Source organism: Pontibacter populi, assembly GCF_019336435.1.
Lineage (GTDB): Bacteria > Bacteroidota > Bacteroidia > Cytophagales > Hymenobacteraceae > Pontibacter > Pontibacter humidus.
The window spans coordinates 864,872-889,030 of the sequence record NZ_JAHWXQ010000002.1 but is presented as its reverse complement, the minus strand read 5'-3'; the positions used below and the strand labels follow the sequence as shown (position 1 = coordinate 889,030).

Genomic DNA, 24,159 nt, shown 5'->3' with positions numbered 1-24,159 from the left:
TTTATTTTTAGAGGGCAAAAATTTTTATAGCTGTACTTCCGGAGGAGTAACAGCAAACTTCGGTAGTTATGGTTAAATAATCCTGGGCTAGTATACTCGCAGATATAGTGAAAGTTTTATATTTTAAAACCTATAGTTTGTATTATTTAATGTATTTGAAACTTTTTATACTTGGGTTTGCGGCAGGGTAGCCGGCGTGTGGTGTGCAATGTTACTTACCATACCCTTGAAAATAATGAAATGGAAAGGCAGCATGGCGTACCAGTACAATCTGCCCAGCAACCCATCTGGTCGGAAGGCGGCCAGTTGTTCCAGGTAAGAGCCATCCGGTTTATGAACTATCCTGAATTGCAGCCAGGCTTCGCCGGGCACTTTCATCTCAGCATACAGCAGCAGGCGCTGCTTTTCGCGGTCTGCCAGCAGCACACGCCAGAAATCTATAGTATCCCCAGCCCTGATTTCTGTCGGATGCCGCCGGCCTCTTTTAAGGCCAACGCCACCTGCCATTTTATCAAGCAGGCCACGGATCTCCCACAAAAAATCAGTCTTATACCACCCCCGTGTGCCGCCGATGCTCCAGACATTCTCCAGAACTATAGCCGGGTCCTGTTCAATTTTAAAAAGCTGTTTATCAGTTAGTAAGCCATGCTCCGGTATTTGTACAAAATCCATATAATTCAGTTGCATGGTACCGCTGACCAAGGCGTCTTTCCAGCTGGAGATAACCATGTTCTGCTCTATTTTAGCATAGGCCAACCGGATGGCTTCTTCGTAATTTAAATTCTGGTGCGGTATAAGTTGTTTGATGCGGTCGTCCTGAACTATAGTATCGTTTCGCAGACTCTCTACCAGGCTGCGGGCAATGGAAAAACTGGTGCTGGTTACAAAATAAAGCCAGTACGACGAGAGCCGGGGAGTAAGAACCGGCACTGTAAAAATGAACCGCTTTAAATGCCGCACCTTTGCCAGTTTATCCAGCATTTGCTTGTAGGTTAATACGTCAGGCCCACCTATTTCCAAGCGCTGGTCGTAACAGGCGGTGTTCCCGAGGGCATTTGTAAGGTAAAATATCACATCCCTGATGGCAATGGGCTGGCAACGGGAGTTAAGCCAGCGCGGGGTAATCATAACCGGTAATTTCTCAACCAGGTCCCGGATGATCTCGAACGAAGCACTGCCGGAACCGATAATGATGGAAGCGCGAAGTACAGTTAAAGGAGCTTTTGCCTTGTCAAGGATATCTTCGACGTGTCGCCTGGAAGAAAGGTGCTTTGATAAGTGGGTGGTATTGGAAAGGCCGCTCAGGTAGATGATCTGTTTCGTAGTTGTGCTGTCCAGGTAGGCGACAAAATTTTCGGCTGATGTTTGTTCGGCTTTCTCGAAGTCATTTCCATGGCCGCCCATGGAGTGCACCAGGTAATAAACCGCGTCTATGTCTTTTGGTAAGGCGGCGAGTGTTTTCGGTTGCAGCAGGTCGCCTTTAACAATTTGTACTTTATCTTTAAGGGTGTCCTGTAGTTCAAAACGCCGCGGGTCCCGCACCATACATACCACTTCATGCTGCTGCTCCACGAGCACAGGTAAAATCCGCCTGCCGATATAGCCGTTTGCGCCTGTTAAAAGTATCTTCATGTAAGCCTGTTTTGGTGGAATGATCCCTTATAGCAACAGCCAACTATACGCTATGTTTAGCTAGTTTTATAGTTAAAATCCGAAAGTAATTATCGGGTTATAGTTCGGTTTTTTAGTACGCTTTCTGAAATGTAAGATTAAGATAATCAGTGACTAGAATACATGTATCAGGAAATTATTTAAAAAATATTCGACCGTAATTTTGTTTTTTGAGTAAAGGTAGTCTAAGTTTGCATCATCAAGTCAATGATCCCTGGCGGTTATTGATTTATAAAGAAGCGTGGAGAGACAGGCTCTGTGAAGCGCTAGCAACCTAACCCCTATGGTTAAGGTGCTAATTCCTGAATCCGGAAGACCCGGATGACTATAAATTGATAAGAACATGAAAAAGGGAATTAAGCTAACACCACTTCATTTTGTATTTTATCCGGTAGCCCAGCTACGCGGAATCTCTCATTTATTTGCCTTCAGGTTCATGCGAATACAAACCTGTTGGTGCTGTTGCTAATCTTTTAGCTTCCTCAATTATTTGTGCCCCGCAGGTTTCTGCAGGTTTATACCTGTAGCCTCATTGCTATAACCGCACTTCCTTTTTGCTTTTCGCAACTCAACTCATTTTATACTCTTTAATCAGAAAAATCATGTCTAATACACATCGTTTCGAAACTCTACAACTACACGCAGGCCAGGAAATAGATCCAACCACACGCTCCCGCGCTGTTCCTATCTACCAGACATCTTCCTATGCTTTTAAGGATGCGGCACATGGTGCTAACCTGTTTGCCCTGAAGGAGTTCGGTAATATTTATACCCGTATCCAGAACCCGACTACCGACGTGTTTGAAAAGCGCGTTGCTGCGCTGGAAGGAGGCGTAGCGGCGGTAGCAGTGTCATCAGGCCAGGCGGCGCAGTTCATTGCGCTCACTAACATCCTGCAGGCTGGCGATAACTTTGTAACCAGCAGTTTCCTGTATGGCGGCACGTTTAACCAGTTCAAGGTTTCTTTTAAACGCTTAGGCATAGAGGCCCGCTTTGCTGACAGTGATGACGTGGCAAGCTTTGAAAAACTCATCGACGAAAACACCAAAGCCCTTTACCTGGAGACGATCGGAAACCCACGCTTTAACATTCCGGACTTTGAAACTATAGCCGCACTGGCTCAGAAACATGACCTGCCGCTGGTAGTGGACAATACTTTTGGCGCAGGCGGTTATCTGTTCCGGCCACTGGAGCATGGCGCCAATGTAGTAGTTGAATCGGCTACCAAATGGATTGGCGGGCACGGTACCAGCATTGGAGGTGTGATTGTAGATGGCGGAAACTTTAACTGGGGCAACGGCAAATTTCCGCAGTTCTCAGAACCATCCGAAGGCTACCACGGGCTTAATTTCTGGGAAGTATTTGGGGCTGATGGGCCGTTTGGCAACATCGCTTTCGCAATCAGGGCAAGGGTAGAGGGTTTGCGTGATTTTGGTCCTGCCATTTCCCCATTCAACTCCTTCCTGTTGCTGCAAGGCCTGGAAACTCTCTCGCTTAGAGTAGAAAGAACCGTGCAGAACGCACAGGCAATTGCCGAATGGCTGGAGCAGCATGAACTGGTAGAAAGCGTGAATTACCCGGGCCTGAAATCAAGCAAATACCATGAACTGGCAACGAAATACCTGAAACGCGGCTTCGGCGGGGTGCTATCCTTTAAGCTGAAAGGCGATAAAGAGCAGGCGGAGACTTTTGTAAACAATTTAAAACTGGTAAGCCACCTGGCCAACGTAGGCGATGCGAAAACGCTGATCATTCACCCGGCATCTACCACGCACCAACAACTATCAGAAGCCGAACAACTGGGCGCAGGTGTAGAGCCGACTTTATTGCGCGTGTCGCTCGGCATCGAACATATTGACGATATAAAAGCAGATTTCGAACTGGCTTTTGCGGCTGTTAAAAATGCAGTAGCAGAACCCGTTCTCAACTAATAATTTCCATGTCCACACAACAGCATACTTTTCATTATCAGCAGGAATTTAGCCTGGAGTCGGGTTTAACGTTGCCCGGCTTCCAGCTTGCTTATACTACCTATGGCCAGTTGAACCGGAAGCGCGACAACGTGATTTGGGTATGCCATGCCCTGACCGGGAACTCCGATTTTACAGAATGGTGGAGCAGCCTGTTCGGCGAAGGCAAACTATACGACCCTGAAGACTGGTTTATAGTTTGCGCGAATACGCTGGGCGGTTGCTATGGTTCTACTGGTCCGTTATCGGTTAACCCAAACACGTTGCAACCCTATTTTCATAGTTTTCCGCAGCTTACAAACCGCGATATAGTGGGGGCTTTCGATCTGTTACGGCAGGAACTGGGTTTGCAGCAGGTACATACGCTGATAGGTGGATCGTTGGGTGGACAACAGGCATTGGAATGGGCACTTCAGAAGCCGGACGTGTTTGAAAGGTTGGTCCATGTGGCCTCTAACGCGCGCCATTCTGCCTGGGGAATTGCCTTTAACGAAAGCCAGCGCATGGCCATTCGCCAGGACCCAAGCTGGGCCAATGATAGTGAAACAGCAGGCCAGCAGGGATTAAAAACGGCAAGGGCCATCGCTATGCTTTCGTACCGTCATTATACCAGTTATGAGCTTACGCAACAGGAACCCGGCAACAGCATTACCGACAACTATAGAGCTGCTAGTTACCAGGTTTACCAGGGCGAGAAACTGGCTGGTCGCTTTAATGCCTATACCTACTGGTTGCTTTCCAAAGCCATGGACTCGCATAACATAGGCCGTAACCGGGGTGGAGTAGAGAAGGCCTTACATCATCTGAAGGCAAAAACGCTTTTTGTGGGAGTAGATACCGATCTGCTTTTTCCGGTGGAAGAACAGCGGTTTTTACATGAGCAGGTTCCGGGCTCTGCCTTTGCATTACTGCGCTCCAACTATGGTCACGACGGATTTTTAGTGGAAACAGACCAACTCACTAAAGCAATCCGCAAATTTTATCAATCAGAAACTATAAACGAACTATACTATGAGCAACAAACAGTCTAATAGCAGGATCGGGATATTTGGGTTTGGGTGCGTAGGGCAGGGGCTTTACGATGTGCTGCAAACAATAGAAAAGGCAGGCATAGAAGTGGCCGGTATTTGCGTGAAAGACAAAGAGAAGCCACGTAGTTTGCCTGCATCCGCCTTTACCTATAACCCGCAGGATCTGTTACAGGATGAAAGCATCACGATATTTGCCGAACTGATCAGCGACGCCGACGAAGCTTATAGTATCGTGAAGCAGGCCCTGAAAGCAGGCAAAACTATAGTTTCGGCAAACAAGAAAATGCTGGCCTCGCACCTTCCGGAACTGATCGAACTACAGCAGAACTATAACGGAACGCTACTATACGAAGCAGCTGTTGGCGGTAGCATCCCCATTATCCGGACCCTGGAAAGCTACTATAGCTCGGAGCCTTTGCAGCAGGTAAGCGGCATCCTCAACGGGTCTTCCAACTTTATCCTTTCTAAAATGGAGTCGGAAGGGTTGAGCTATAGTTTGGCGCTGCAACAGGCCCAGGAACTTGGTTTTGCCGAAGCGGACCCTACATTAGATGTGGGTGGGTTCGATTCGGTAAATAAATTGTGCCTGATAACAGCGCATGCTTTTGGACTAACTATAAAGCCGGAACAGGTCCTGCGTTTCGGAATTGATACCATCAAAAAAGAAGACCTGGAGTTTGCCAAATCTATGAATGCGAGGATCAGGTTAGTTGCTTCCGCGGAAGTTACCGAGGACAATGAATTGAGCTTGCGTGTGCTGCCAACACTTGTTACAGAACAGCAGGAACTATACTATGTTACGAACGAAACTAATGGCGTAACTATAGCCCCGGTTTTTGCAGGCGAACAGTTTATAAAAGGTCTCGGAGCCGGCAGCCATCCGACGGGTTCAGCGGTCTGGGCCGATGTTTCAGCTGCCCTCTCTGGCTACCGCTATTCGTACCCAAAAGCAGCTATTAAAACCATTGCATTAAATCAGGATAATAAAATTAACATTTACCTGCGTTGCGTTGCAGGCAGCACTTTGCCGGAAGTGAATTGGGAAAACCTTGTAAAAGTTCAGGAAACACGTGAAGCAGCATATTTTACGGCAATTATATCAGTTCATAAGCTACAAAAGATTCAGTCCTATCTGGCAGGTAAACAAATATTTATAGCTGAGATTACAGCTGAACAGGCAACAAATTTTGCACTGAAATTTAGCGAGAAAGAAGAAGTCGTTTACAGTTGATTTGTAAGGTTTTCAGGATAATTGCAGGTGCCGTTATAAGCAGAAATAGTTTATTGTATTATATAAAGAGGGCTGACTTAGAATAGTATTAAAAATAGTGGAACAGGAGCATAGCTATTACTTGTAACTATACGTACAACAAGGATATACTTTGACCTGTAAAACTATGACTATGAAGACTATTCTACCCTTGCTTATACTAATATTTACTGTTTTCGGCCTTGCAGGATGCAAGCAGGATAACGTTTCTCCAATACGTAATGTACGCTTCGATCCGAAGCTCCTGAACCCTTTGAAAATAGCTGACCCCTGCATAAACTATAGTTACAGCGCGGGCGCAGAACTCAGGAACCTCGGAACTATAAACACAAGCCAGATTATAGTTGCGTTTAACAATGAACTAACCCAAACACAACGCGACCAGGTAATCAGCAAATACGGGTTTATAACCGGGGTACTCAGCCAGCGTGCCAGCCAATCCGGAATGATGTTTACATTGAATTTAACTGACGGACTGAATTGTGCACAGACAGAACAGGCAATACGCGAACTGAAAAAGGATAACGCCGTTACATATGCGGGTCCTTCTTTTTTAGTAGACGGAAACCAGGCAGTTGGCCTCAGCAACGAAGTTATGGTTAAAACGGATGCCAGCGGAATAGCTGCCCTGAAAGGTTTTGCCGCCAACTATAATGCTGAACTGATCGGGCCGGTGGGAGCAGATTCGTACCTGCTGCGCGTAACTAAAAACTCAAAAGGAAATGCGCTTGAATTAACCAATCTGCTGAAAGGCCAGAAAGGGATCTCGCATGCCTCACCTGATTTTATTCTTGCGCTATAGTTATCCATTGATCTAATGCAAAAGGTCCGCCTCCAGGCTATGGAGGCGGACCTTTTTTATAAACTATAGGTTAACTGCAACTATAAATAAATTGCCTCAGCTTTCTCACGCAGGTTATAGCCTGAGGCCATTACCTCGCCATACGCACCAGCTGTTCTGATAGCAACCAGGTCGCCACGGTTGGTTTCAGGTAGCATAACAGCCTTTCCAAAACAGTCACTCGACTCGCAGATAGGGCCAACCACATCGTAGCGTTCTTCGGCTTTGTCGCTGGTCAGGTTCTCTATTTTATGATACGACTGGTACAGCGCAGGGCGAATCAGTTCCGTCATGCCGGCATCCAATATAGCAAAGTTGGTAGTAATGCCTTTTTTGATGTACAGTACTTTTGAAATAAGCGTACCACATTGTGCTACCAGCGAACGTCCTAATTCAAAATGAACTTCCTGTCCTGGGCGCACTTCCAAAAACTGGTTGAATAAGGCAAAATAAGCTTCAAAATCGGGTACCAGGTTTGCGTCCGGGTTATAGTAATCTACACCAAGTCCGCCACCCACATTAATATGCTTTAGAGTAATGTTGCGAGATACAAACCACTCCTGGAACTCGTTCACACGTGTGCAAAGGTTCTTGAAAACGGTAAGGTCTGTTATCTGAGAACCAATGTGGAAGTGAATACCGATCAGCTCTATATTCGGCAACGTTTTCAGCAGGTCGAGTACACTTTCCAGTTCCCAGGCATTTATTCCGAATTTATTTTCCTCCAGCCCTGTAGTAATGTACTTGTGCGTGTTGGCATTTACGTTTGGGTTGATGCGTAGCGCTATGCGGGCAGTTTTGCCTTTTGCTTCGGCTAGTTCGTTCAGTATTTCCAGTTCGTGCTTCGACTCGCAGTTAAAGCAGAAAATGTCCTGGTCCAGGGCATAGTTTATCTCGGCATCAGACTTGCCAACTCCGGCAAAAACCACGTTCTCCGGTTTAAACCCGCTTTCAATAGCTCGTTTTACTTCATTGCCGCTTACGCAATCGGCCCCGAAACCTGCATGCAGCATTTCGGCAAGCACGGGTGCGTTTGCGTTAGCTTTTAAAGCGTAATGTACGTGGTACTTGTATTTCGATGCCTCGGTTCGGGCACTGTTAAGTGTCTGGCGAAGCAGGTCTAAATTGTATGCGTAAAAAGGAGTCGCGTGCTGCTGCAGCTCCTGTAAATGTTGTTTCAGCATGTCGCGTTCCTTAAAAAATCCCCTCGTTCAGTTTGGTTAGCGCTTCTACTTTATCAGGAGTATTAATCAGAAGGCTGATGTTGTTTTTGCTGCCTCCGTAAGAGATCATACGCATCGGTATGTGTTTCAAGGCTTCGAAAACCTTCAGGCTGGTACCGCTCTTTTCAGCAATAAAATCACCCACCACACAAATGATCGTCTGGTTCTCGTCGACTTCTACCTGGCCTACCTCTTTCAGCTCAGTTACGATCTCGTTCAGGAATTTACTGTTATCAATCGTTATCGATACAGCCACTTCCGAGGTTGTGATCATATCGATCGGGGTTTTGTAGCGCTCAAATACTTCGAACACGCTACGCAGGAAACCATACGCCAGCAACATTCTTCCTGACTTAATTTTGATAGCTGTAATGCCATCTTTCGCAGCCACTGCTTTAATACCACCACCTGACGTTTCGCCGTGAATAAGCGTGCCTTTTGCTTCAGGCTGCATGGTGTTTAGCAGGCGAACCGGTATGTTTTTTTGCTTGGCTGGCAATACGCTGCTCGGATGCAGGATTTTAGCACCAAAATAAGCCAGCTCAGCCGCCTCATCAAAAGACAATTCCGCAATCGGGTAGGTGTTTTTTACAATGCGCGGATCGTTGTTGTGCATGCCGTCAATGTCTGTCCAGATCTGGATTTCAGACGCATCAACAGCAGCACCGATGAGTGAGGCAGAGTAATCTGAACCGCCACGCTTCAGGTTATCTATTTCCCCGAAAGCATTACGACAGATATATCCCTGTGTAATGAAAAGCGTTGTATCCGGATACTTTTCCAGCTCAGTTTTAATATTCTTGGCAATGTAAGCAGCGTCCGGCTCTTCATTCTCATCGATCTTCATGAAATTAAGTGCCGCCAACAGCACAGACGGAATGCCCTGCTCTTCCAGGAAAAACTGGAATAAAGCCGTTGAAAGCAATTCGCCCTGCGCCAGGATAGCGCGCTCTTCGTGAATAGTGAACAGGTCCTGCGTATACGCCCTGATGTTATCAAAATGATGCGTAATCAGTTCGTTAGCCTGTTGTTTCTTTATGGGGGTAGTGTAGAGTAATTCTACAACCTGTTTATAGTTATCGTGTAGCGCATCAATCAGCGCATTCGCATCTTCGTTCTTGTTCTGGTACAGCGTTTCAGCTATTTGCACCAGCTTATTTGTAGTGCCCGACATAGCAGACAGCACCACAATCTTTGGTTCGCCGCTGCAGATCAGGTCCGCAACGTTCTTCATTCTTTCAGCAGACCCTACCGAGGTGCCACCGAACTTTAATACTCTCATTTAAAAGCTTGCGTGTAAAATTGTATTTTAAGGTAGCTGCAAAATTAAGAAAAACTATGCAGGTTTTAAGTATGAGCAGCCGCACAATTACGTAAAAAGGCCGGCTTTAGAGGCCGGCCTTTCTGATGATTGTATAAAATAGTCAGGACTACTTTTTCAGCACTTTAGCAGATACGTCGGAGCTGTTACCTGTTATCCTGATAATGTACACACCACTTGCCAGTTGCTGTGTGTTCAGCTCAAAAGTGTTCATTCCTTTTTCGAGGGCGGTTTTTATAGTTTGCAACCTGCGGCCCTGCAGGTTATAAAGCGTAAGTGTTGCTTCCGTCTCACTGGCTGGTACAGTTATAGTTACAGACAGCTTCTCAACAAACGGGTTAGGATACGCCTCTAAAATGGTGCTAGCTAAAAGTGCTTTATTTTTAACACTGATGATCTTGCTGTATTTGTACGTGCCATCAAAGTCAACCTGCTTTAACCTATAGTAGCTAACTTCCGGGAGCGGTTTTGTATCAGTAAAGCTATACTTAATCTTACGGTTGCTGGTGCCGTTTCCGGTTACCGTACCAATATTGCTGAATGACTTCCCATCCTCGCTGCGCTCTATCTCAAACCTGTCGTTATCCAGTTCCGATGCTGTCATCCACTGTAGTATAACACCTTTTAAGTCGGTGGTCGCGGTAAAAGAAACAAGCTCTACCGGGAGAGGGGTGATATCAATTGGGCGTATACTTGAACTATAGAATCTTAAAGCAAGCGGTATGTCTGTAGTTCTGTTAACATTGTCTGTTATTCTAACCACAAAGTTATAGTTGTTACTTGCCAGGCTAAATCTATCAGATACCGAAAGTGCTCCAGTTGTTGTATTTAACTTTATTCCTGGAGGTAGCGAGCCCTTACCTGCTACAAGCTGCGCTGACTGTATTCCTTCCGGGTCTGTTACGGTGCCTATTACCTCACCATCAGCGTAATCCGGAATTGGTTTATTGCCTGCTAAACTATATTCTGCAAAGCAATTTATTGTAATGGTAACTTCATCAGATATGATGGCACCAGCGTTACAGCCCGGGGTAACACTCCATTTGAAAGTATAGTTGCCGGAAACAAGCCCAGTAACGGTGGAGTTGTAAGCAGTTGGGGATGTTATAGTTAGGTTTGTAGCTGTTGCCGGCTTTAAAACTATAGTCCAGGAACCTGTGCCCGGTGATGGGTTATTACCTGCTAAGGTATAGGTGCTTCCACAGCTTATTGCATCTGGTCCAGCCGTAACAACGCCGCCCGTACCATCGGTTACAGTAATGCTAACTTTCTGAGTTAACATCAAATCTGAACAGCCATTGGTTTCTGATACGGTAACATAAAAGTTTTTAACGCCTGTAGTGGTGAAGGGAGTAGTAAGTGTTCTGTCTACTTTCGCGTTTGTGCCTGCAAATGTTGCTAACGCTGTAGCATTGCCTTCCTGGTATATTTTATAGGTAAAGGTGCTTCCCTGCGTTTCTACACTTATAATAGCAGAAGTGCCTGCACAAATAACCGGTTTGTTAACTGTAACGGCTCTGTTTACATCCGGACCTCCACTTATAGTTATGGTCTTAAGTAATGTGTTTTCTGTAACGCAGCCTGTTGATGTACTGGTAATAACAACGCCGTATTCGGTAGTTTTAGAGACTATCTGGGCAGGAAAAGAAATATTACCGTTAGCAGTCGGAACGATTGGGTTGCCAATTTTATCTTTCGTGGTGTTGTTAATGATCAGTTGATACGAGTAGCCTGCTTCGGCGGCCTGCACTGTAATAGTTACCGGCACATTAGCGCAATTCGAGTTATCCGGAGTTGCGGTAACGGTAAATGTTTTTGGTACTTCCGGGTAAAGGTCTACCGTCATGTCGCCGCCTATGGTGTATTGGCAAGGCGCGCCTACTTTTATAGTTTTAACCTGTACTATAGTTCCTGCTGTTGTAACCGGGTTAGACTGTAACGTGATGGCGGAACCCGTACCTAAAACAGAAGGGCCGAATTGCGTGTAGCTATTATCAGCGTTCTTTTTATAGATGTTGTAAATAACACCTGCTTCTGATGTCGACAGTTTTATATAAGCCGGCGTGTTAGGGCAGAATTTAGCAGCTGTGAAGGTAGCCGTCATGGTTGTGGCTGCCGGGTTACACGCTACTATAACTTCCGCTGACTGTGCGCTTTCGCAAGTTGATCCGGCAGAAGCTTTAACTGATACCCTTAGTTTAGCGCCTGCATAAAGTTCGAAAGGAGAGATACCTGAGAACGTAAAAGTACTGCCCGATACAGTAGCATATAACGTCTTTCCTTCCTTATCTACATACGCTTGTCCGTTAATATAAAGTGTAATTACAGATCCGTTTGCAGTATTGTAACTTCCAGTTACAGAAGTGCTTCCTTCGTAAATAGTAGTGCCCGTTGAAGTGCCGGTAATAGCTAAGCCAGCATTACTTGGTACACCGTTTATAGTTACCCCTGCAGATGTAGCACTAACCGATTTATTTGTAGCAGCTGCAGTTGCCGTAAGCGTACCAGAAGTTTGGCTTGTTATAGTTGCCGTCCAGGAGCCATTTGCATTAACAGTGGTAGTACCAACCTGTGTTGTACCAACATAAACTTTGATAATAGTACCTGCTGCTTCAACGGATGTGCCAGTTACAATTGTAGTTGCGCTGCAGTAAGTGCCGGTTATAGTTGGGGAAGAGGATTGAACGGCTTGCACTGTGACTCCTGCTGATCTGGCAGAGGTAGCTTGGCATGAACCTGGTATGGTTACACGAGCTTGAAATATATCACCCACTCTTAAATTGAGTCCGGAAATATTATAAGTAACTGTTGTACCAGAAGTTGTGAAAGGAGGAGAAACGGTTACACCATTTTGTATCAACTGTACAGTTGAGCCTGCTATTGTGAAAGTAACTGTTAACGATGTTGAACTTGTATTTAAAGGTGATGATAGAGTTGGAGCTTGGGCATCTGTACCAGTATTACCACTTTGATAGCAGTATTGGTTTGAAGCAATTGAAGTACAACCTCCTCCAGTAGGTGTAAGCGTAACATAATAAATTCCAGTACCCAAATCATTTCCGGTTGAAGTAAATGGTACTTCACGACCATTTTGTGCAGTTACAGCATAAGGCAAATAGGTAGTTGTTGTGCCATCCGGGTTTCTAACAGAGAAATTAAGATTGCCATCAACAGGGATATTTAAAATTAGTCCTTTCTTATTGTTCATTACACCGGTAATTACTGGTGCAGGAGTTGAACATGGCGTATATACTGTATAAGCAGACTGTACTAATACCGAAGTAGACGAAGGGGACTCATTTTCCATACTAGGTTTCACCTTGGCAGTTATAGCATCGTTCAGTGCCAGTGTTATACCCGAGGTAGATAAACTCCAGAAACCATTAGCATCAATTGTAGTTGTCCCTATACTTGTTCCATTTTTATAAACCGTAATAACAGATCCTGCTATTTCAATAGTTGAACCGGTAATAGTTGTGCTATTCGTATAGATCGGAGAATTTACTTTAGGTGCTGACGCCGTAACAGGCGTAAAACCCATATCCTTGATATCTGTAGGAGTAGAAACAGGCGTATTGGTAATGATGGATTTCCAGATATCAACTATAGGGGTGCCTGAGTAGGCGTTATCATCAACACCACCTAAATCCGAAGCTACGCCGAAAATGCCGCTTTTAGCACTGGTTACGGTTACACCGGTCATACGGAGGGGGGTAGAATCGGTAATGCCGCCAGCAAATGCAGATATGGGAGCGTAAAAATCGTAAAAGTAATCTGCGTCTCCGCCACCTGTTGAACCCGCTATCGCTTTCTGAGAATACTGATCGACGGAACCACTAAAAATTAAGCTACCGTTCGGATTCGTTCTGTAGTCGTATACCCGTACATCAAAATTAGTAGCAAGCAGCACTTCAAACTCAAACCCGGGATTAATACCTGTACCTGTTAATGTATTGTTTGTATCGATAAGAATACTGTAACCTTTAGAAGCAGTAGATTGGCCCGCCAGCCTTACTCGAAACAGGAAATTCTTGCCATCATAATAAGAAGCCATCGGGGAGCCAACCAATTGGCCGTTAGCATACACTTTAGGAGCAAAGTCGGTATGGCCATAGCTGCCACCCGTTTTCAGGTCGGCCAATGGCTCGTCCATAAATACTGGAAACGGACGATAGGGTATCTCGCTGTATTCAGGGCCTTCGTCTAACCTGTTTCCGCCCACAAGCTGAAATCCCAAATTAGTTTTTGAGATATATCCATCGCCGTTAGGGTCCAGAATTTTATTGCCTCCGTTAGTTGCGATCTTATAAATAAGGCCAGGAGTTTGGGCATTAGCATATGAAGTAATAAATACAAAGCAAAGCAGTAACAAGCTGCTTAACGTAGCGTCACGTAAAGTTTTATTCATTTTGGCTAAAAGGAATTGAAAACTAAAGTTTTCACAGTCTTATTTGCTTAGAGCGGGGTAAGAGGGAGCGGGTACTAAGTATATAATCAACAAGCAATTGTATCAATTCTATAAATTTATTAACTCTTTATTAGCTATAGTTATATGCATTTATTGATATCATCCTAAATGAAGGTGCAAATATGGTAATAAAAAATCCTTATCTAAAAGGATGATTATGTATTTATCAAGAAAATATTAGGTGTTATCTGTTTATGTATCAGGGTTAATAAGGGAATAATTACAAACAGGACGTTATACTAAATCTGTCTTAAAATTATAGAAGCAGCGTTTCCGCCAAAGCCAGCGGCATTTATAAGCACACGATTGTATGTATGAGGCAATTCTGAAGGCTGAATAATTATAGGATAGTTGAAAGGAGAAAATTGCTGATTTTTTAAAATAAATATACCATACTGCAAACTTAATGCGCCGGATGCACCTAGCGTATGACCGATCAGGTGTTTATTTGTTGTGATGGGCGGTATAGATTTTCCCAAAACAGTCTGGATGGCTTGGAGCTCTGCGGCATCGCCGGCTATAGTTCCAGGCGAATGGGTGATAATCAGGTCTACTTGTTGGTCTTGGTCGGGCAGCTGGCTTAGTGCATGGCGCATACTTTGCTGAAAGTTCAGACCATCGGCTGAGATTCCTGTCTTGCTTTTAATTGGCTCAAAACCAAGTCCGATGGTTTCCACAACTATAGTTCCGGGTTTAAGTTCACTTTCGGCTACCAGTTCCAGGGCAAATACAGCGGCACCCTCACCCAGCACAAAGGTGTTTTGCTTTGCGGTGGCGTAAGGCTGACAGGGGAAAGGCTGGTCGTATAGTTTAGAGTAAATACCTACTGCTTTCATCTGGGCAATAGTAAAATCGGTAAGTGGTGCTTCGGTGCCGCCGGCTAAAAAACGCTTGGCCATTCCTGCTTTTAACCAGGCAGTAGCATTGGCAATTGCCATTAAAGCAGTGCTGCAGGTTATGGAATGACTTATCTGTGCGCCCCCGGCATTTACGGCATGTGCCACCCAGCTCGACAAGTTACCCAATGTGGTAGTAGGAGAGGAGCCCGAAGTTAATTTATCCTGCTGAAAGTTGGTGTAATGCTGCTCCAGTAAACCTGTTGCTCCGCGCGACGATCCGATGTTTACCCCTAAATCCTGGTCTGGGAAATTCTGCTGCAACCAGCCGGCCTGCTCTGCAGCATGTCGTGCCGCGTACACTGCCATCAACACGGAACGGTCGAGGTGCTTATAGTTGGGGTTAATTTGCTGGAGTAGCTTTAATTGCTCTTCAGCTTCAGGCGTTAGTGTAGCAACCGGAGTTTTTTTGCCCTGATGAACTATAGTTTTGAAAGCAGATTTGCCTGAACTATAGCTGTGTGCTATAGTTTCAGAATCGTGACCTAACGGGGATATTGCTCCGCAGCCTTTGATGACAATATGTTGCTTTTCTGCTTTCAAACTTGTGCAATATGTCTGAACCGGAATTCTCTAAATTAGTGGATCAACAACTTAATAATCAGTAAACTACAATTAACGATTGACAAGTAATGCCTGCATGCCTTTTATAGTTTGGTACACTTTATGAAGCTGTGCATCGGTAATGCAGTAGGGCGGAATGATATAGATGATGTTTCCCAGTGGCCGCAGGATAACGCCCTGCTCCAATGCATAATTGTAAAACACATCGCGTAAGTTGCTGAAGTAAGAGGTGCTTTCATCCGCAAATTCAATGGCCAGGATCGTTCCGCGCTGCCTTACTTCCTTTATTCCCTGTAGAGGTTTCAACTCATCTGCAAATGCCTGGTGGCTGTTTGAAATTCGGTCAAGGTTTTGCTGTGTTTCGGGGCTGATAGTTAGCTCCAGGCTGGCAATACCGGCAGCGCAGGCAACTGGGTTAGCCGTATAACTATGGCCATGGAAGAGCGTTTTACCTTTATCATCTGCAAGAAAAGCATCATATATTCTGGTGTTACAGGTTGTCACGCCCAGCGCCATCGTGCCACCTGTCAGGCCTTTCGATAAACAAACCATGTCCGGTTTGTTTTGCAGATAATGGCTGGCAAAAAGTTTACCGGTACGCCCAAAACCGGTCATTACTTCGTCAGCTATAGTTAAGATGTTATGCTGCTGGCAAATGTCGATTAGCTTATCTAATACCTCCGGCTCGTACATGATCATGCCGGCTGTGCCTAAAACCAGCGGCTCGTAAATAAAGGCAGCTACATTTCCGGCAATTGCCAGGGCTTCAAGCTGCGCTATTGTTTCCGCTTCGTTTCCGGCAACGGGTACATCAATAAAATCAACCTCGAACAAATATGACCAGAACGGAGCAGTAAATGCGCTGCGGCTGCTCACGGCCATGGCCCCAAACGTATCGCCGTGGTAAGAATCCCTGAAAGCGATGATCTTCTTTTTGGGAGTACCCAGGTTAGCCCAGTATTGTATCGCCATTTTAAGCGCTACTTCTACCGCCGTAGAGCCGTTATCAGAATAAAAGACCTTGCTTTGGCCTTGCGGTAAAATTTTCAGTAAGCCTTCGGCTAACGCTACGGCAGGCTGGTGTGTGAAGCCGGCAAAGATCACATGTTCCAGTGTCTGTAGTTGCTCCGATACTTTTTTAGCAATGTGAGGATGCGCATGCCCGTGCAGATTTACCCACCACGAGGCTACGGCATCAATATATTCCTTTCCATCCTCCGCATATAAAAGTGCACCTTCGCCCCGAACTATAGCAATTGGCAAAGCAGCTGTTTTCATCTGCGTATACGGGTGCCAGATGATCTGTTGGTCGCGTTCGGCTAAGCTCATAAATAATTAATTATAAAGTAAATAACTGTTTAGTAGAGTTTTAGCTATAGGCTGTTTTACTTAATGTTACAGGTATGGTACAAAGTCTTTCGCGTACTCGGCTATAGTTTCCGGGCAGAAATCAGCTTCCTGGCGGATAGATGGCAGGCGGCGCAGGCCAGTATATTTTATGATGAAGTCTTCAGTAGAGCTGTTTTCTTCGCCGTTAAAAATGATGCCTGCTACCGGTACTTTGCGATAACGCAGCACTTCGGCAGTAAGCAGGGTGTGGTTGATACTCCCTAAATAATTTCGTGAAACCAGCACCACTTCCAGGCCCAGTTGCTGTACCAGATCCAGGATCAGGTAACGTTTATTGAGTGGTACCATCAGGCCGCCGGCACCTTCCACAATCAGGTTGTTGTTGGTTTCAGGTAAAGTTATGCCAAGCACATCAATCTCACGGCCTTCGGCAGCGGCAGCTTTATGCGGCGAAGCAGCCATTTTCAGGCGGTAAGCTTCGGGGTGAAAAACAGAAACAGGGTTAGAAACCAGGCTGTGTACCGTGTCTGTATCTGTAAAATCAAGTCCGCCGGCTTGCACTGGCTTCCAGTAGTCGGCTTGCAGGGCTTCGGTTAAAATAGCAGCGGCGACGGTTTTCCCTACTTCCGTTCCGATGCCTGTCACAAAATAGCGTTTCATAAGTGGTTGGCTATGGCCTGCACGAGGCCCACAATTTCTTCTTCAGTATTATAAGCGTGTACAATTACACGTAATCTTTCTTTTCCTTTCGGTACCGTCGGCGATAGCACCGGGCGCACATCAAAACCCTGCTGCTGTAAGCTTTGGGCCAGCGGCTTTAACTGGACACTATCCTCTGTAAAAACAGAAAGTATCACACTATCCGCAGGCGTACAACGAATGCCTTTAACTGTATTTAGCTGTTCGTATAGTTGAGCAGCCAGCTGTTTTACCCTTTCCCGTATGGGTTGTAATAGCGGCAGCAAACTATAAGCACATTTCAACGCCAGCAGGGCGTGCGTAGGCAAGCCGGTTGTATAAATAAAGGCACGGCTATAGTTTATCAGAAACTCGCGTAGCACCTTTGGGCCAACTATAGCAGCACCGTGACTGCCCATGGCTTTGCCGTAGGTAATAACCTGCGCAAAAACTTTGTCCTGCAACCCTAACGCTATAGTTAGTCCTTCACCATTTGGGCCATACAAACCCACGGCATGGGCCTCGTCAACTATAAGGGCGGCATTATGTTCTTCGCAAACTATAGCTAACTCCTGCAAGGGGGCTTTGTCGCCGTCCATCGAATAAACCGACTCTACTACTACATAGATCTGCCCTGTGGCCAGTTTTAGTTTTTGTCGTAGGTCCTGCACATCGTTGTGCCTGAAACTATAGCTTTTGGCAAAGCTCAGGCGCAGGCCGTCTTTCATGGATGCATGACTGGCTTCGTCGTAAAAAACGGTGTCGCCGCGTTGGGGCAAAGCAGATAGCAAGCCCACATTAGCCATGTAACCGGAGTTAAACAGCAGCGCCGACTCGCCTTTATGGTAAGCCGCAACTATAGTTTCCAGTTCTTCGAAAAGCGGATGATTACCGGATAAAAGCCGGGAGCCGGTTGCTCCTAATGGCAGATGTTTATAGTTGACTTCTTCTTCTCGAATCAACTCCCGCAGCTTCTCTGATCGGGCAAGCCCCAGGTAATCGTTAGAGCAAAAGTCAGCCAGGCCGGTGGTGGTTTTAAGCGCACGCAGGTTACCCTGCGCAGCCCTTTCCGCCAGCTTTTGCTGCAATCTTCGTGATAAAGGACTATTTGACAAAAGACAAAAGATTTAAAAGTAAGCAATATATTAACTCAAAAGTCTATTGTCTTTTGTCAAAAAACCTTTTGTCTAAACAACCTCTGGTTGTCCTTCTTCTTTAAATGATTTTCTTGGATTTAAGCCCAGCAACTCGAACATGGCTTTATCCTGATCGAAGTCCGGGTTAGGAGTGGTTAACAGTTTCTCTCCTGTGAAGATTGAGTTTGCACCCGCCAGGAAGCAAAGTGCCTGCTCAGTTACGCTCATGCGCTCACGGCCAGCCGACAGACGGACCATAGTTTTAGGCATCAGGATTCGGGCGGTCGCAATCATGCGCACCATTTCCCAAACCGTTACCAGTGGCTGATTTTCGAGTGGTGTACCTTTAACCGGAACAAGCGCGTTTACCGGAACAGATTCAGGGTGCTGTATTAGTGTAGACAAGGTATGCAACATGCCAATACGGTCTTCGTCGGTCTCGCCTAAGCCAATAATACCGCCAGAGCAAACCGAGATACCCGCTTTACGCACGTTCTCAATGGTATCAAGGCGGTCGTCGTAAGTGCGGGTCGTAATAATGTTACTATAGTTTTCTTCGGAAGTGTCTAAGTTGTGGTTGTAAGCATATAGGCCAGCTTCCTTCAATTTTTCAGCCTGGTACTCGTTTACCATACCAAGGGTACAGCAAACTTCAAGACCCATTTCGTTTACGCCTTTTACCATGTCCAGTACCTTGTCGAAATCGCGGTTATCGCGCACTTCGCGCCAGGCAGCGCCCATACAAAAACGGGTAGAACCACCATCTTTCGCACGTTGTGCTGCAGTTAATACCTGTTCCTGGCTTAGTAGTTTATGCACGTCTACACCGGTATGGAAACGGGCAGCCTGCGGGCAATAAGAGCAATCTTCAGGGCAGCCGCCGGTCTTAACCGAAAGCAAGGTGCAAACCTGGACTTCGCCGGTTGCCTGATGAATTTTATGAACATTCGCCGCTTCCACGATTAATTCCAGAATTGGCTTATAATATATTGCTTTTATCTCGTCCAGCGTCCAGTCGGTACGAATGTCTGCGTTATTTTCGAATTGGCTCATAGTTCACTGTTATTGGACCGCTAAGGTAGGTCGTAGAATCAGGAATAAAAAATGAAAGTGGAGGCAAATTTTAAGGAAAAAATGCTAACTGATGCTGTAACTAAAGGTTTCTACGATGAAAGGTTTTATGATCCGGGTTACGCAACAGCTTCTTTAGACTGGAGCGGATGCCTGAATGTGACCATTGCAAAGAGTACAGCAAATACCAGGAAAAGAGCAGCAGCAACCCATACTACTGTAGTGCCCTGGCTGCCATAAGCTGTTTTTAACAAGGCTAGCCCGGCAACTATAAAATGCATCAGGTTTCCGATAGCTATAGGCCGGCTGTAAATACCGCCAATTAAATTGCCACGAGCCATCCAGTTAAGCATCGCAAACCCCAGGTAGCCCGCACCTAATAGCTGTAGAATTAACTGAAAAAACGAAACCGAACTTGCCCCTGTGTATTCTAATATCTCATCCGGAAAAAATGAAAGTAAAATACCGATAGCGCCTAACACGATAGCACTTGCAGACATAAGGATTTTTGTGTTCATAGTTATTTGGTTTTAGCTCAATATCAGAAATATTCTTAAAAATAAATATTATGTGCTAAAAATGCTTGTATGATTATCTATAAGCTATAGTTCTCAATTGTATAAAATATTTTATAAATATTAGTTGTTGATTTGAACTATAGTAAGAAGCTGTAAGTTAAGCTGGAAATTCTGAAATCAAATTCTGTCTTCAGTGAAAAGATAAATGCTTAAACTATAGGTATATGGTAAGACGTTTTACCCGCATTGCAAATTTTTTCTTTGGTTGCCTGTTATTGGTAGTAGTACTTTCTGAGGATGCTATGGCCCAGATCAGCCTCAACCCCTTCACTAAAAGTTACACACAGGATTTTAATGCGCTTCCATCTTCCGGGACAGGTACATGGGAGCATGGTACTCAATATTTTCCAGGATGGTCCCTCTACCGGACCGCACCCGTAACTTTAACTCTTGCAGTTGGTACAGGCTCACACAATGCTGGTGGTTTGTATAGTTTTGGTTTAGCCGGAAGTACAGATCGTGCTTTAGGTTCTATTGCATCTGCTAGTAAAGACGTTGGAGAGTTCTCATGGGGATTACTGATTCAGAACAATACAGGACAAACCATTACCTCATTAAATATCAGTTATACAGGCGAGCAGTGGAGAAGTGCCAGAGCGGCCACCCCGCAGCACATGTTATCTTTCTGGTATGCCACCGGCACTGAGCCGTCTGCTTTTAACCTTTCTCCTAAATCAGATGCAGGCTGGACGAGTGTAAAAGAACTGGATTTTAAGGGGCCTGTTTTTTACGCTGCCGGAGGAGCTTTGAATGGAAATGACCCTGCCAATAAACGCTACCTATCTGCATCTATCCCGGTTACGATTCCTGATAAAGGCTATGTAATGCTGCGCTGGAAAGATTTGGATGAATTTGAAAATGACCATGGCCTGGCGATAGATGATTTTAGTTTAACTTGGAGTACTCAGGTTAGTAGTGGACCAACTATACTTCCGGTGGAATTGGTAAACTTTAAAGCTACGGCGCAAAATAATGCTGTACAGCTACAGTGGGCAACCGCTTCAGAAAAGAACAACAGCCATTTTATAGTAGAGCGCAGCCTAACCGGAAAAGAGTTTGCAGACGTCGCAACTATAGTAGGTAAAGGCACCAGCGCACTTCAATCCGACTATAGATTTACCGATGAGCAGCCTTTAAACGGAGCAGCTTTTTACCGGCTGAAGCAAGTAGACTATGATGGCACCTATAGTTACTCCAAGGTAGTAGCTGTACACGTAAAGGCCCTGGCCAAAGCACTGCTTTACCCAACTATAGCTACCAGTACTTTGAGTTTAGACTTGCCCGATCAATGCAATACAATTACTATTTATGACCTTGCCGGTCGGCTTATACTTCACGAACCCGTTCCTTTCCAAGTTAGAAAACGCACTTTGGTTGTTAGTCATTTAAAGGCCGGAAACTATAGTTTGCTTCTTAGCAATACAAAAGGTGAGAGACAGATGCTCTGGTTTGTAAAACGATAGGCAACCTCGTTCCAAACAGAAAAGGCAGCTAACTATAGCTGCCTTTTCTGTTTTATATGTTTTGCTCTGTTATACCGAGAAGCTGTCTCCGCAACCGCAGGTACGGCTAGCGTTCGGGTTGTTAAAGTAAAAGCCCTTACCGTTCAGTCCGTCAGAGAAATCGAGTTCAGTACCGGCCAGGTACAGGAAGCTTTTCATGTCAACCACTACCTTAATGCCTTTGTCTTCGAACTCCTGGTCCATAGGCTTCACCTCATCATCAAAGTCAAGGTTATAAGACAGACCGGAGCAACCACCGCCTGCAACAGAAGCACGCAAACGGAAGGTATCATTTAACTGCGCATCATGCTTCAGTTTTATAACTTTCTCTTTTGCTTTATCTGATACTGTTATCATAACTATAAATCTTTAAGACACCGGATTCATTACAACACTAAAAACAGTAATAGTGTTCATGTCGCGGCTAAAGTATAATTTATCTAGCGCCTCGTACATATTGCGTGCCCTGAAGTAAGAGGTGTTCAATTCCTTGTCACCGCGAGCCATCCACTGCACTGTAAAAGAGCTTTCCTTATCGCGGTAATTCTGCACGTACTCCCACATTTTGCGGAGCACATCCACACGGTCGTAACCAACTTCTGTATGGAACAGGAACGACTGGTTGTGGCGCGGATTTACCGTAATCAGGTCCAGACGGGTTTTGTTGTCCATCTGGCGAAACTCAAAAAGCAGACTGCTGCCGCTTATTCCTAAGTGGTTTTCAATCTGCTTCTGAATGCGTGCACTTTCAACGTGCACATCTGTCTTCGACTCCATTCGTGAGTCCGGTTTCTTAGTGGTGAGACTTAGGCAGCTCTAAGGCTGGTAAACCGTTCTTTACTCTGTAGTCGTTGATCGCAGATTTAATTGCATCTTCAGCCAGCACGGAGCAGTGAATTTTAACAGGCGGTAAAGCCAGTTCTTCCACTATGTCCATGTTGTCGATAGATAATGCCTCATCAACAGATTTACCTTTTAACCACTCCGTAGCTAAAGACGAAGAAGCGATGGCAGAACCACAACCAAATGTCTTGAACTTGGCATCGGTGATGATCTGGTTTTCATCTACTTCAATCTGAAGGCGCATTACGTCGCCGCACTCAGGTGCACCTACAAGGCCGGTACCCACATTGTTCTTCGCTTTATCAAGCGTACCAACGTTACGTGGGTTGTTATAATGGTCAATTACTTTATCTGAATAAGCCATAGCTTTTGTTTAATTAGAAATTAAAAATTATGAATTAGAAATTATAGTTAGAAGTAAGAATCAGAAATCATTTCTAATTTTTAACTTCTAATTTTTAATTAATATCTCTTAGTGTTCTGCCCACTCAATAGAGTTCAGGTCGATGCCTTCTTTGTACATCTCCCAAAGCGGAGACATTTCACGAAGTTTGGCAACTGCTTCTTTCACGTGGCCGATCGCGTAATCCACTTCTTCGTCAGTTGTGAATCTGCTGAAACCGAAACGCAGTGAAGAGTGTGCCAGGTCATCGCTTAAACCTAATGCTTTTAATACGTAAGATGGCTCCAAAGATGCTGATGTACAGGCAGATCCCGAAGAAACTGCGATGTCTTTCACACCCATCATCAGGCCTTCGCCTTCAACATATTTAAACGAGATGTTAGTTACGTGTGGTAAACGGTGCTCCACAGATCCGTTCACATAAGACTCTTCTATAGTTAGAAGCTCTTTTTCTAAACGGTCGCGCATAGCAGAGATACGAGCTGTGTCAGCTTCCATTTCCTGCTTGGCAAGCTCACAGGCTTTACCTAAACCAACTATACCAGTTACGTTAAGTGTACCGGAACGCATGCCACGCTCGTGTCCGCCACCATCCATCTGGGCAGTAACTTTAACACGTGGGTTTTTACGACGCACATATAATGCACCAACGCCCTTAGGGCCGTACATTTTGTGGCCAGAGAAAGCCATCAGGTCAATACCGTCTGCTTCTACATCTACTGGTATTTTACCTACCGCCTGCGTAGCATCTGTAAAGAACAGCACACCATGCTTTTTAGCGATAGCAGAAATTTCCTTGATTGGCTGGATTACACCAACTTCGTTGTTGGCATACATAATAGAGATCAGGATGGTCTTATCCGTGATCGCTTCCTCCAGTTCTTTCAGGTCGATAAGGCCTTTTTCGTTAACTTTCAGATAAGTTACCTTTCCGCCTAGCTTTTCAATATGCTTGCACGTATCAAGTACAGCTTTATGCTCTGTTGTAGCCGTGATAATATGATTACCCTTGGTAGCGTACATTTCGAACACACCCTTAATAGCCAGGTTATCAGACTCGGTAGCACCGGAAGTAAAAATGATCTCTTTTGGAGAACAGTTAATAAGCGAAGCAATCTGTTCGCGGGCATAATCAACAGCTTCTTCTGCATGCCAGCCAAAAGCGTGGTTACGGGAAGCCGCATTACCAAACTTATTGGTCAGGTAAGGCATCATAGCATCCAGTACGCGCGGGTCCAGCGGCGTAGTAGCGTTGTTGTCTAAATATATCGGAAATGTTAGCATAGCACTTTATCTCTTATAACTCTGCTACCATAACAGTCGGCAGAATTGATTAGTTTTGA

General features: G+C 45.2%; 19 protein-coding genes and 1 riboswitch. Of the genes, 5 read left to right on the top strand and 14 right to left on the bottom strand.

Annotation, left to right across the window (positions count from 1 at the left end; translation table 11 throughout):
- Positions 1-165 precede the first annotated feature (165 nt).
- Positions 166-1,632, bottom strand: a complete 1,467-nt coding sequence (locus KYK27_RS10355; RefSeq protein WP_199109936.1) for an SDR family oxidoreductase — start codon at positions 1,630-1,632, stop codon at positions 166-168.
- A 265-nt stretch (positions 1,633-1,897) separates the two neighbouring features.
- A riboswitch (SAM riboswitch) is annotated at positions 1,898-2,005 on the top strand.
- A gap of 268 nt (positions 2,006-2,273) precedes the next feature.
- Here KYK27_RS10355 and KYK27_RS10350 point away from each other — a divergent pair.
- From KYK27_RS10350 to KYK27_RS10335, 4 genes are all read left to right on the top strand, one after another.
- Positions 2,274-3,602: an O-acetylhomoserine aminocarboxypropyltransferase/cysteine synthase family protein gene (locus KYK27_RS10350; RefSeq protein WP_199109935.1), complete on the top strand. Its 1,329-nt coding sequence runs from the start codon at positions 2,274-2,276 to the stop codon at positions 3,600-3,602.
- Positions 3,603-3,610: 8 nt separating this feature from the next.
- The gene (gene metX, locus KYK27_RS10345; protein WP_199109934.1) at positions 3,611-4,672 is read left to right on the top strand and encodes a homoserine O-acetyltransferase MetX; all 1,062 of its coding nucleotides are present in this window, start codon (positions 3,611-3,613) and stop codon (positions 4,670-4,672) included.
- Positions 4,653-5,903: a homoserine dehydrogenase gene (locus tag KYK27_RS10340; protein WP_199109933.1), complete on the top strand. Its 1,251-nt coding sequence runs from the start codon at positions 4,653-4,655 to the stop codon at positions 5,901-5,903. The genes metX and KYK27_RS10340 overlap by 20 nt, the downstream gene beginning before the upstream one ends.
- Positions 5,904-6,075: 172 nt before the next feature.
- Complete coding sequence (locus KYK27_RS10335; RefSeq protein WP_199109932.1) at positions 6,076-6,744, top strand: hypothetical protein; 669 nt, start codon at positions 6,076-6,078, stop codon at positions 6,742-6,744.
- Between the two features lie 80 nt (positions 6,745-6,824).
- Here KYK27_RS10335 and lysA read toward each other — a convergent pair whose 3' ends face one another.
- From lysA to KYK27_RS10290, 9 genes are all read right to left on the bottom strand, one after another.
- Positions 6,825-7,967, bottom strand: coding sequence for a diaminopimelate decarboxylase (lysA, locus tag KYK27_RS10330; protein WP_199109931.1), 1,143 nt, complete (start codon positions 7,965-7,967; stop codon positions 6,825-6,827).
- 10 nt (positions 7,968-7,977) lie between these two features.
- Positions 7,978-9,288 (bottom strand): aspartate kinase, encoded by a 1,311-nt coding sequence (locus KYK27_RS10325; protein WP_199109930.1) that lies wholly within the window; start codon positions 9,286-9,288, stop codon positions 7,978-7,980.
- A gap of 148 nt (positions 9,289-9,436) precedes the next feature.
- The gene (locus KYK27_RS10320) at positions 9,437-13,735 is read right to left on the bottom strand and encodes a T9SS type A sorting domain-containing protein (protein WP_199109929.1); all 4,299 of its coding nucleotides are present in this window, start codon (positions 13,733-13,735) and stop codon (positions 9,437-9,439) included.
- 299 nt (positions 13,736-14,034) lie between these two features.
- Positions 14,035-15,234 (bottom strand): beta-ketoacyl synthase N-terminal-like domain-containing protein, encoded by a 1,200-nt coding sequence (locus KYK27_RS10315; protein WP_199109928.1) that lies wholly within the window; start codon positions 15,232-15,234, stop codon positions 14,035-14,037.
- Positions 15,235-15,306: 72 nt separating this feature from the next.
- Positions 15,307-16,584 carry an adenosylmethionine--8-amino-7-oxononanoate transaminase gene (bioA, locus tag KYK27_RS10310; RefSeq protein WP_199109927.1) on the bottom strand — a complete coding sequence of 426 codons (1,278 nt, stop codon included), beginning with the start codon at positions 16,582-16,584 and terminating at the stop codon, positions 15,307-15,309.
- Between the two features lie 66 nt (positions 16,585-16,650).
- On the bottom strand, positions 16,651-17,265 hold the full coding sequence (bioD, locus tag KYK27_RS10305; protein ID WP_199109926.1) for a dethiobiotin synthase: 615 nt from the start codon (positions 17,263-17,265) through the stop codon (positions 16,651-16,653).
- On the bottom strand, positions 17,262-18,371 hold the full coding sequence (locus KYK27_RS10300) for an aminotransferase class I/II-fold pyridoxal phosphate-dependent enzyme (protein WP_233150367.1): 1,110 nt from the start codon (positions 18,369-18,371) through the stop codon (positions 17,262-17,264). The genes bioD and KYK27_RS10300 overlap by 4 nt, the downstream gene beginning before the upstream one ends.
- A 99-nt stretch (positions 18,372-18,470) precedes the next feature.
- The gene (gene bioB / locus KYK27_RS10295; protein ID WP_199109925.1) at positions 18,471-19,472 is read right to left on the bottom strand and encodes a biotin synthase BioB; all 1,002 of its coding nucleotides are present in this window, start codon (positions 19,470-19,472) and stop codon (positions 18,471-18,473) included.
- Positions 19,473-19,609: 137 nt separating this feature from the next.
- Positions 19,610-20,008 carry a hypothetical protein gene (locus tag KYK27_RS10290; RefSeq protein ID WP_199109924.1) on the bottom strand — a complete coding sequence of 133 codons (399 nt, stop codon included), beginning with the start codon at positions 20,006-20,008 and terminating at the stop codon, positions 19,610-19,612.
- Between the two features lie 224 nt (positions 20,009-20,232).
- Here KYK27_RS10290 and KYK27_RS10285 point away from each other — a divergent pair, with 224 nt between their 5' ends.
- Positions 20,233-21,531 (top strand): T9SS C-terminal target domain-containing protein, encoded by a 1,299-nt coding sequence (locus KYK27_RS10285; RefSeq protein ID WP_199109923.1) that lies wholly within the window; start codon positions 20,233-20,235, stop codon positions 21,529-21,531.
- A 69-nt stretch (positions 21,532-21,600) separates the two neighbouring features.
- Here KYK27_RS10285 and KYK27_RS10280 read toward each other — a convergent pair whose 3' ends face one another.
- The 4 genes from KYK27_RS10280 to KYK27_RS10265 all read right to left on the bottom strand — a co-directional run bounded on the left by KYK27_RS10280 (position 21,601) and on the right by KYK27_RS10265 (position 24,100).
- The gene (locus KYK27_RS10280; protein ID WP_199109922.1) at positions 21,601-21,927 is read right to left on the bottom strand and encodes a HesB/IscA family protein; all 327 of its coding nucleotides are present in this window, start codon (positions 21,925-21,927) and stop codon (positions 21,601-21,603) included.
- A gap of 12 nt (positions 21,928-21,939) precedes the next feature.
- Positions 21,940-22,347 carry a hypothetical protein gene (locus KYK27_RS10275; RefSeq protein ID WP_199109921.1) on the bottom strand — a complete coding sequence of 136 codons (408 nt, stop codon included), beginning with the start codon at positions 22,345-22,347 and terminating at the stop codon, positions 21,940-21,942.
- A 16-nt stretch (positions 22,348-22,363) separates the two neighbouring features.
- Positions 22,364-22,777 carry a Fe-S cluster assembly scaffold IscU gene (iscU, locus tag KYK27_RS10270; RefSeq protein WP_162427054.1) on the bottom strand — a complete coding sequence of 138 codons (414 nt, stop codon included), beginning with the start codon at positions 22,775-22,777 and terminating at the stop codon, positions 22,364-22,366.
- Positions 22,778-22,885: 108 nt separating this feature from the next.
- Entirely contained in the window at positions 22,886-24,100 is a 1,215-nt protein-coding gene (locus tag KYK27_RS10265; protein ID WP_199109920.1) for an IscS subfamily cysteine desulfurase, read from the bottom strand.
- Positions 24,101-24,159 lie beyond the last annotated feature (59 nt).

Bases quoted from the DNA above. Each gene is read 5' to 3' on its own strand.
- KYK27_RS10355 (WP_199109936.1), bottom strand. From the start codon at position 1,632: ATGAAGATACTTTTAACAGGCGCAAACGGCTATATCGGCAGGCGGATT.
- KYK27_RS10350 (WP_199109935.1), top strand. From the start codon at position 2,274: ATGTCTAATACACATCGTTTCGAAACTCTACAACTACACGCAGGCCAG.
- metX (WP_199109934.1), top strand. From the start codon at position 3,611: ATGTCCACACAACAGCATACTTTTCATTATCAGCAGGAATTTAGCCTG.
- KYK27_RS10340 (WP_199109933.1), top strand. From the start codon at position 4,653: ATGAGCAACAAACAGTCTAATAGCAGGATCGGGATATTTGGGTTTGGG.
- KYK27_RS10335 (WP_199109932.1), top strand. From the start codon at position 6,076: ATGAAGACTATTCTACCCTTGCTTATACTAATATTTACTGTTTTCGGC.
- lysA (WP_199109931.1), bottom strand. From the start codon at position 7,967: ATGCTGAAACAACATTTACAGGAGCTGCAGCAGCACGCGACTCCTTTT.
- KYK27_RS10325 (WP_199109930.1), bottom strand. From the start codon at position 9,288: ATGAGAGTATTAAAGTTCGGTGGCACCTCGGTAGGGTCTGCTGAAAGA.
- KYK27_RS10320 (WP_199109929.1), bottom strand. From the start codon at position 13,735: ATGAATAAAACTTTACGTGACGCTACGTTAAGCAGCTTGTTACTGCTT.
- bioA (WP_199109927.1), bottom strand. From the start codon at position 16,584: ATGAGCTTAGCCGAACGCGACCAACAGATCATCTGGCACCCGTATACG.
- bioD (WP_199109926.1), bottom strand. From the start codon at position 17,265: ATGAAACGCTATTTTGTGACAGGCATCGGAACGGAAGTAGGGAAAACC.
- bioB (WP_199109925.1), bottom strand. From the start codon at position 19,472: ATGAGCCAATTCGAAAATAACGCAGACATTCGTACCGACTGGACGCTG.
- KYK27_RS10290 (WP_199109924.1), bottom strand. From the start codon at position 20,008: ATGAACACAAAAATCCTTATGTCTGCAAGTGCTATCGTGTTAGGCGCT.
- KYK27_RS10285 (WP_199109923.1), top strand. From the start codon at position 20,233: ATGGTAAGACGTTTTACCCGCATTGCAAATTTTTTCTTTGGTTGCCTG.
- KYK27_RS10280 (WP_199109922.1), bottom strand. From the start codon at position 21,927: ATGATAACAGTATCAGATAAAGCAAAAGAGAAAGTTATAAAACTGAAG.
- KYK27_RS10275 (WP_199109921.1), bottom strand. From the start codon at position 22,347: ATGGAGTCGAAGACAGATGTGCACGTTGAAAGTGCACGCATTCAGAAG.
- iscU (WP_162427054.1), bottom strand. From the start codon at position 22,777: ATGGCTTATTCAGATAAAGTAATTGACCATTATAACAACCCACGTAAC.
- KYK27_RS10265 (WP_199109920.1), bottom strand. From the start codon at position 24,100: ATGCTAACATTTCCGATATATTTAGACAACAACGCTACTACGCCGCTG.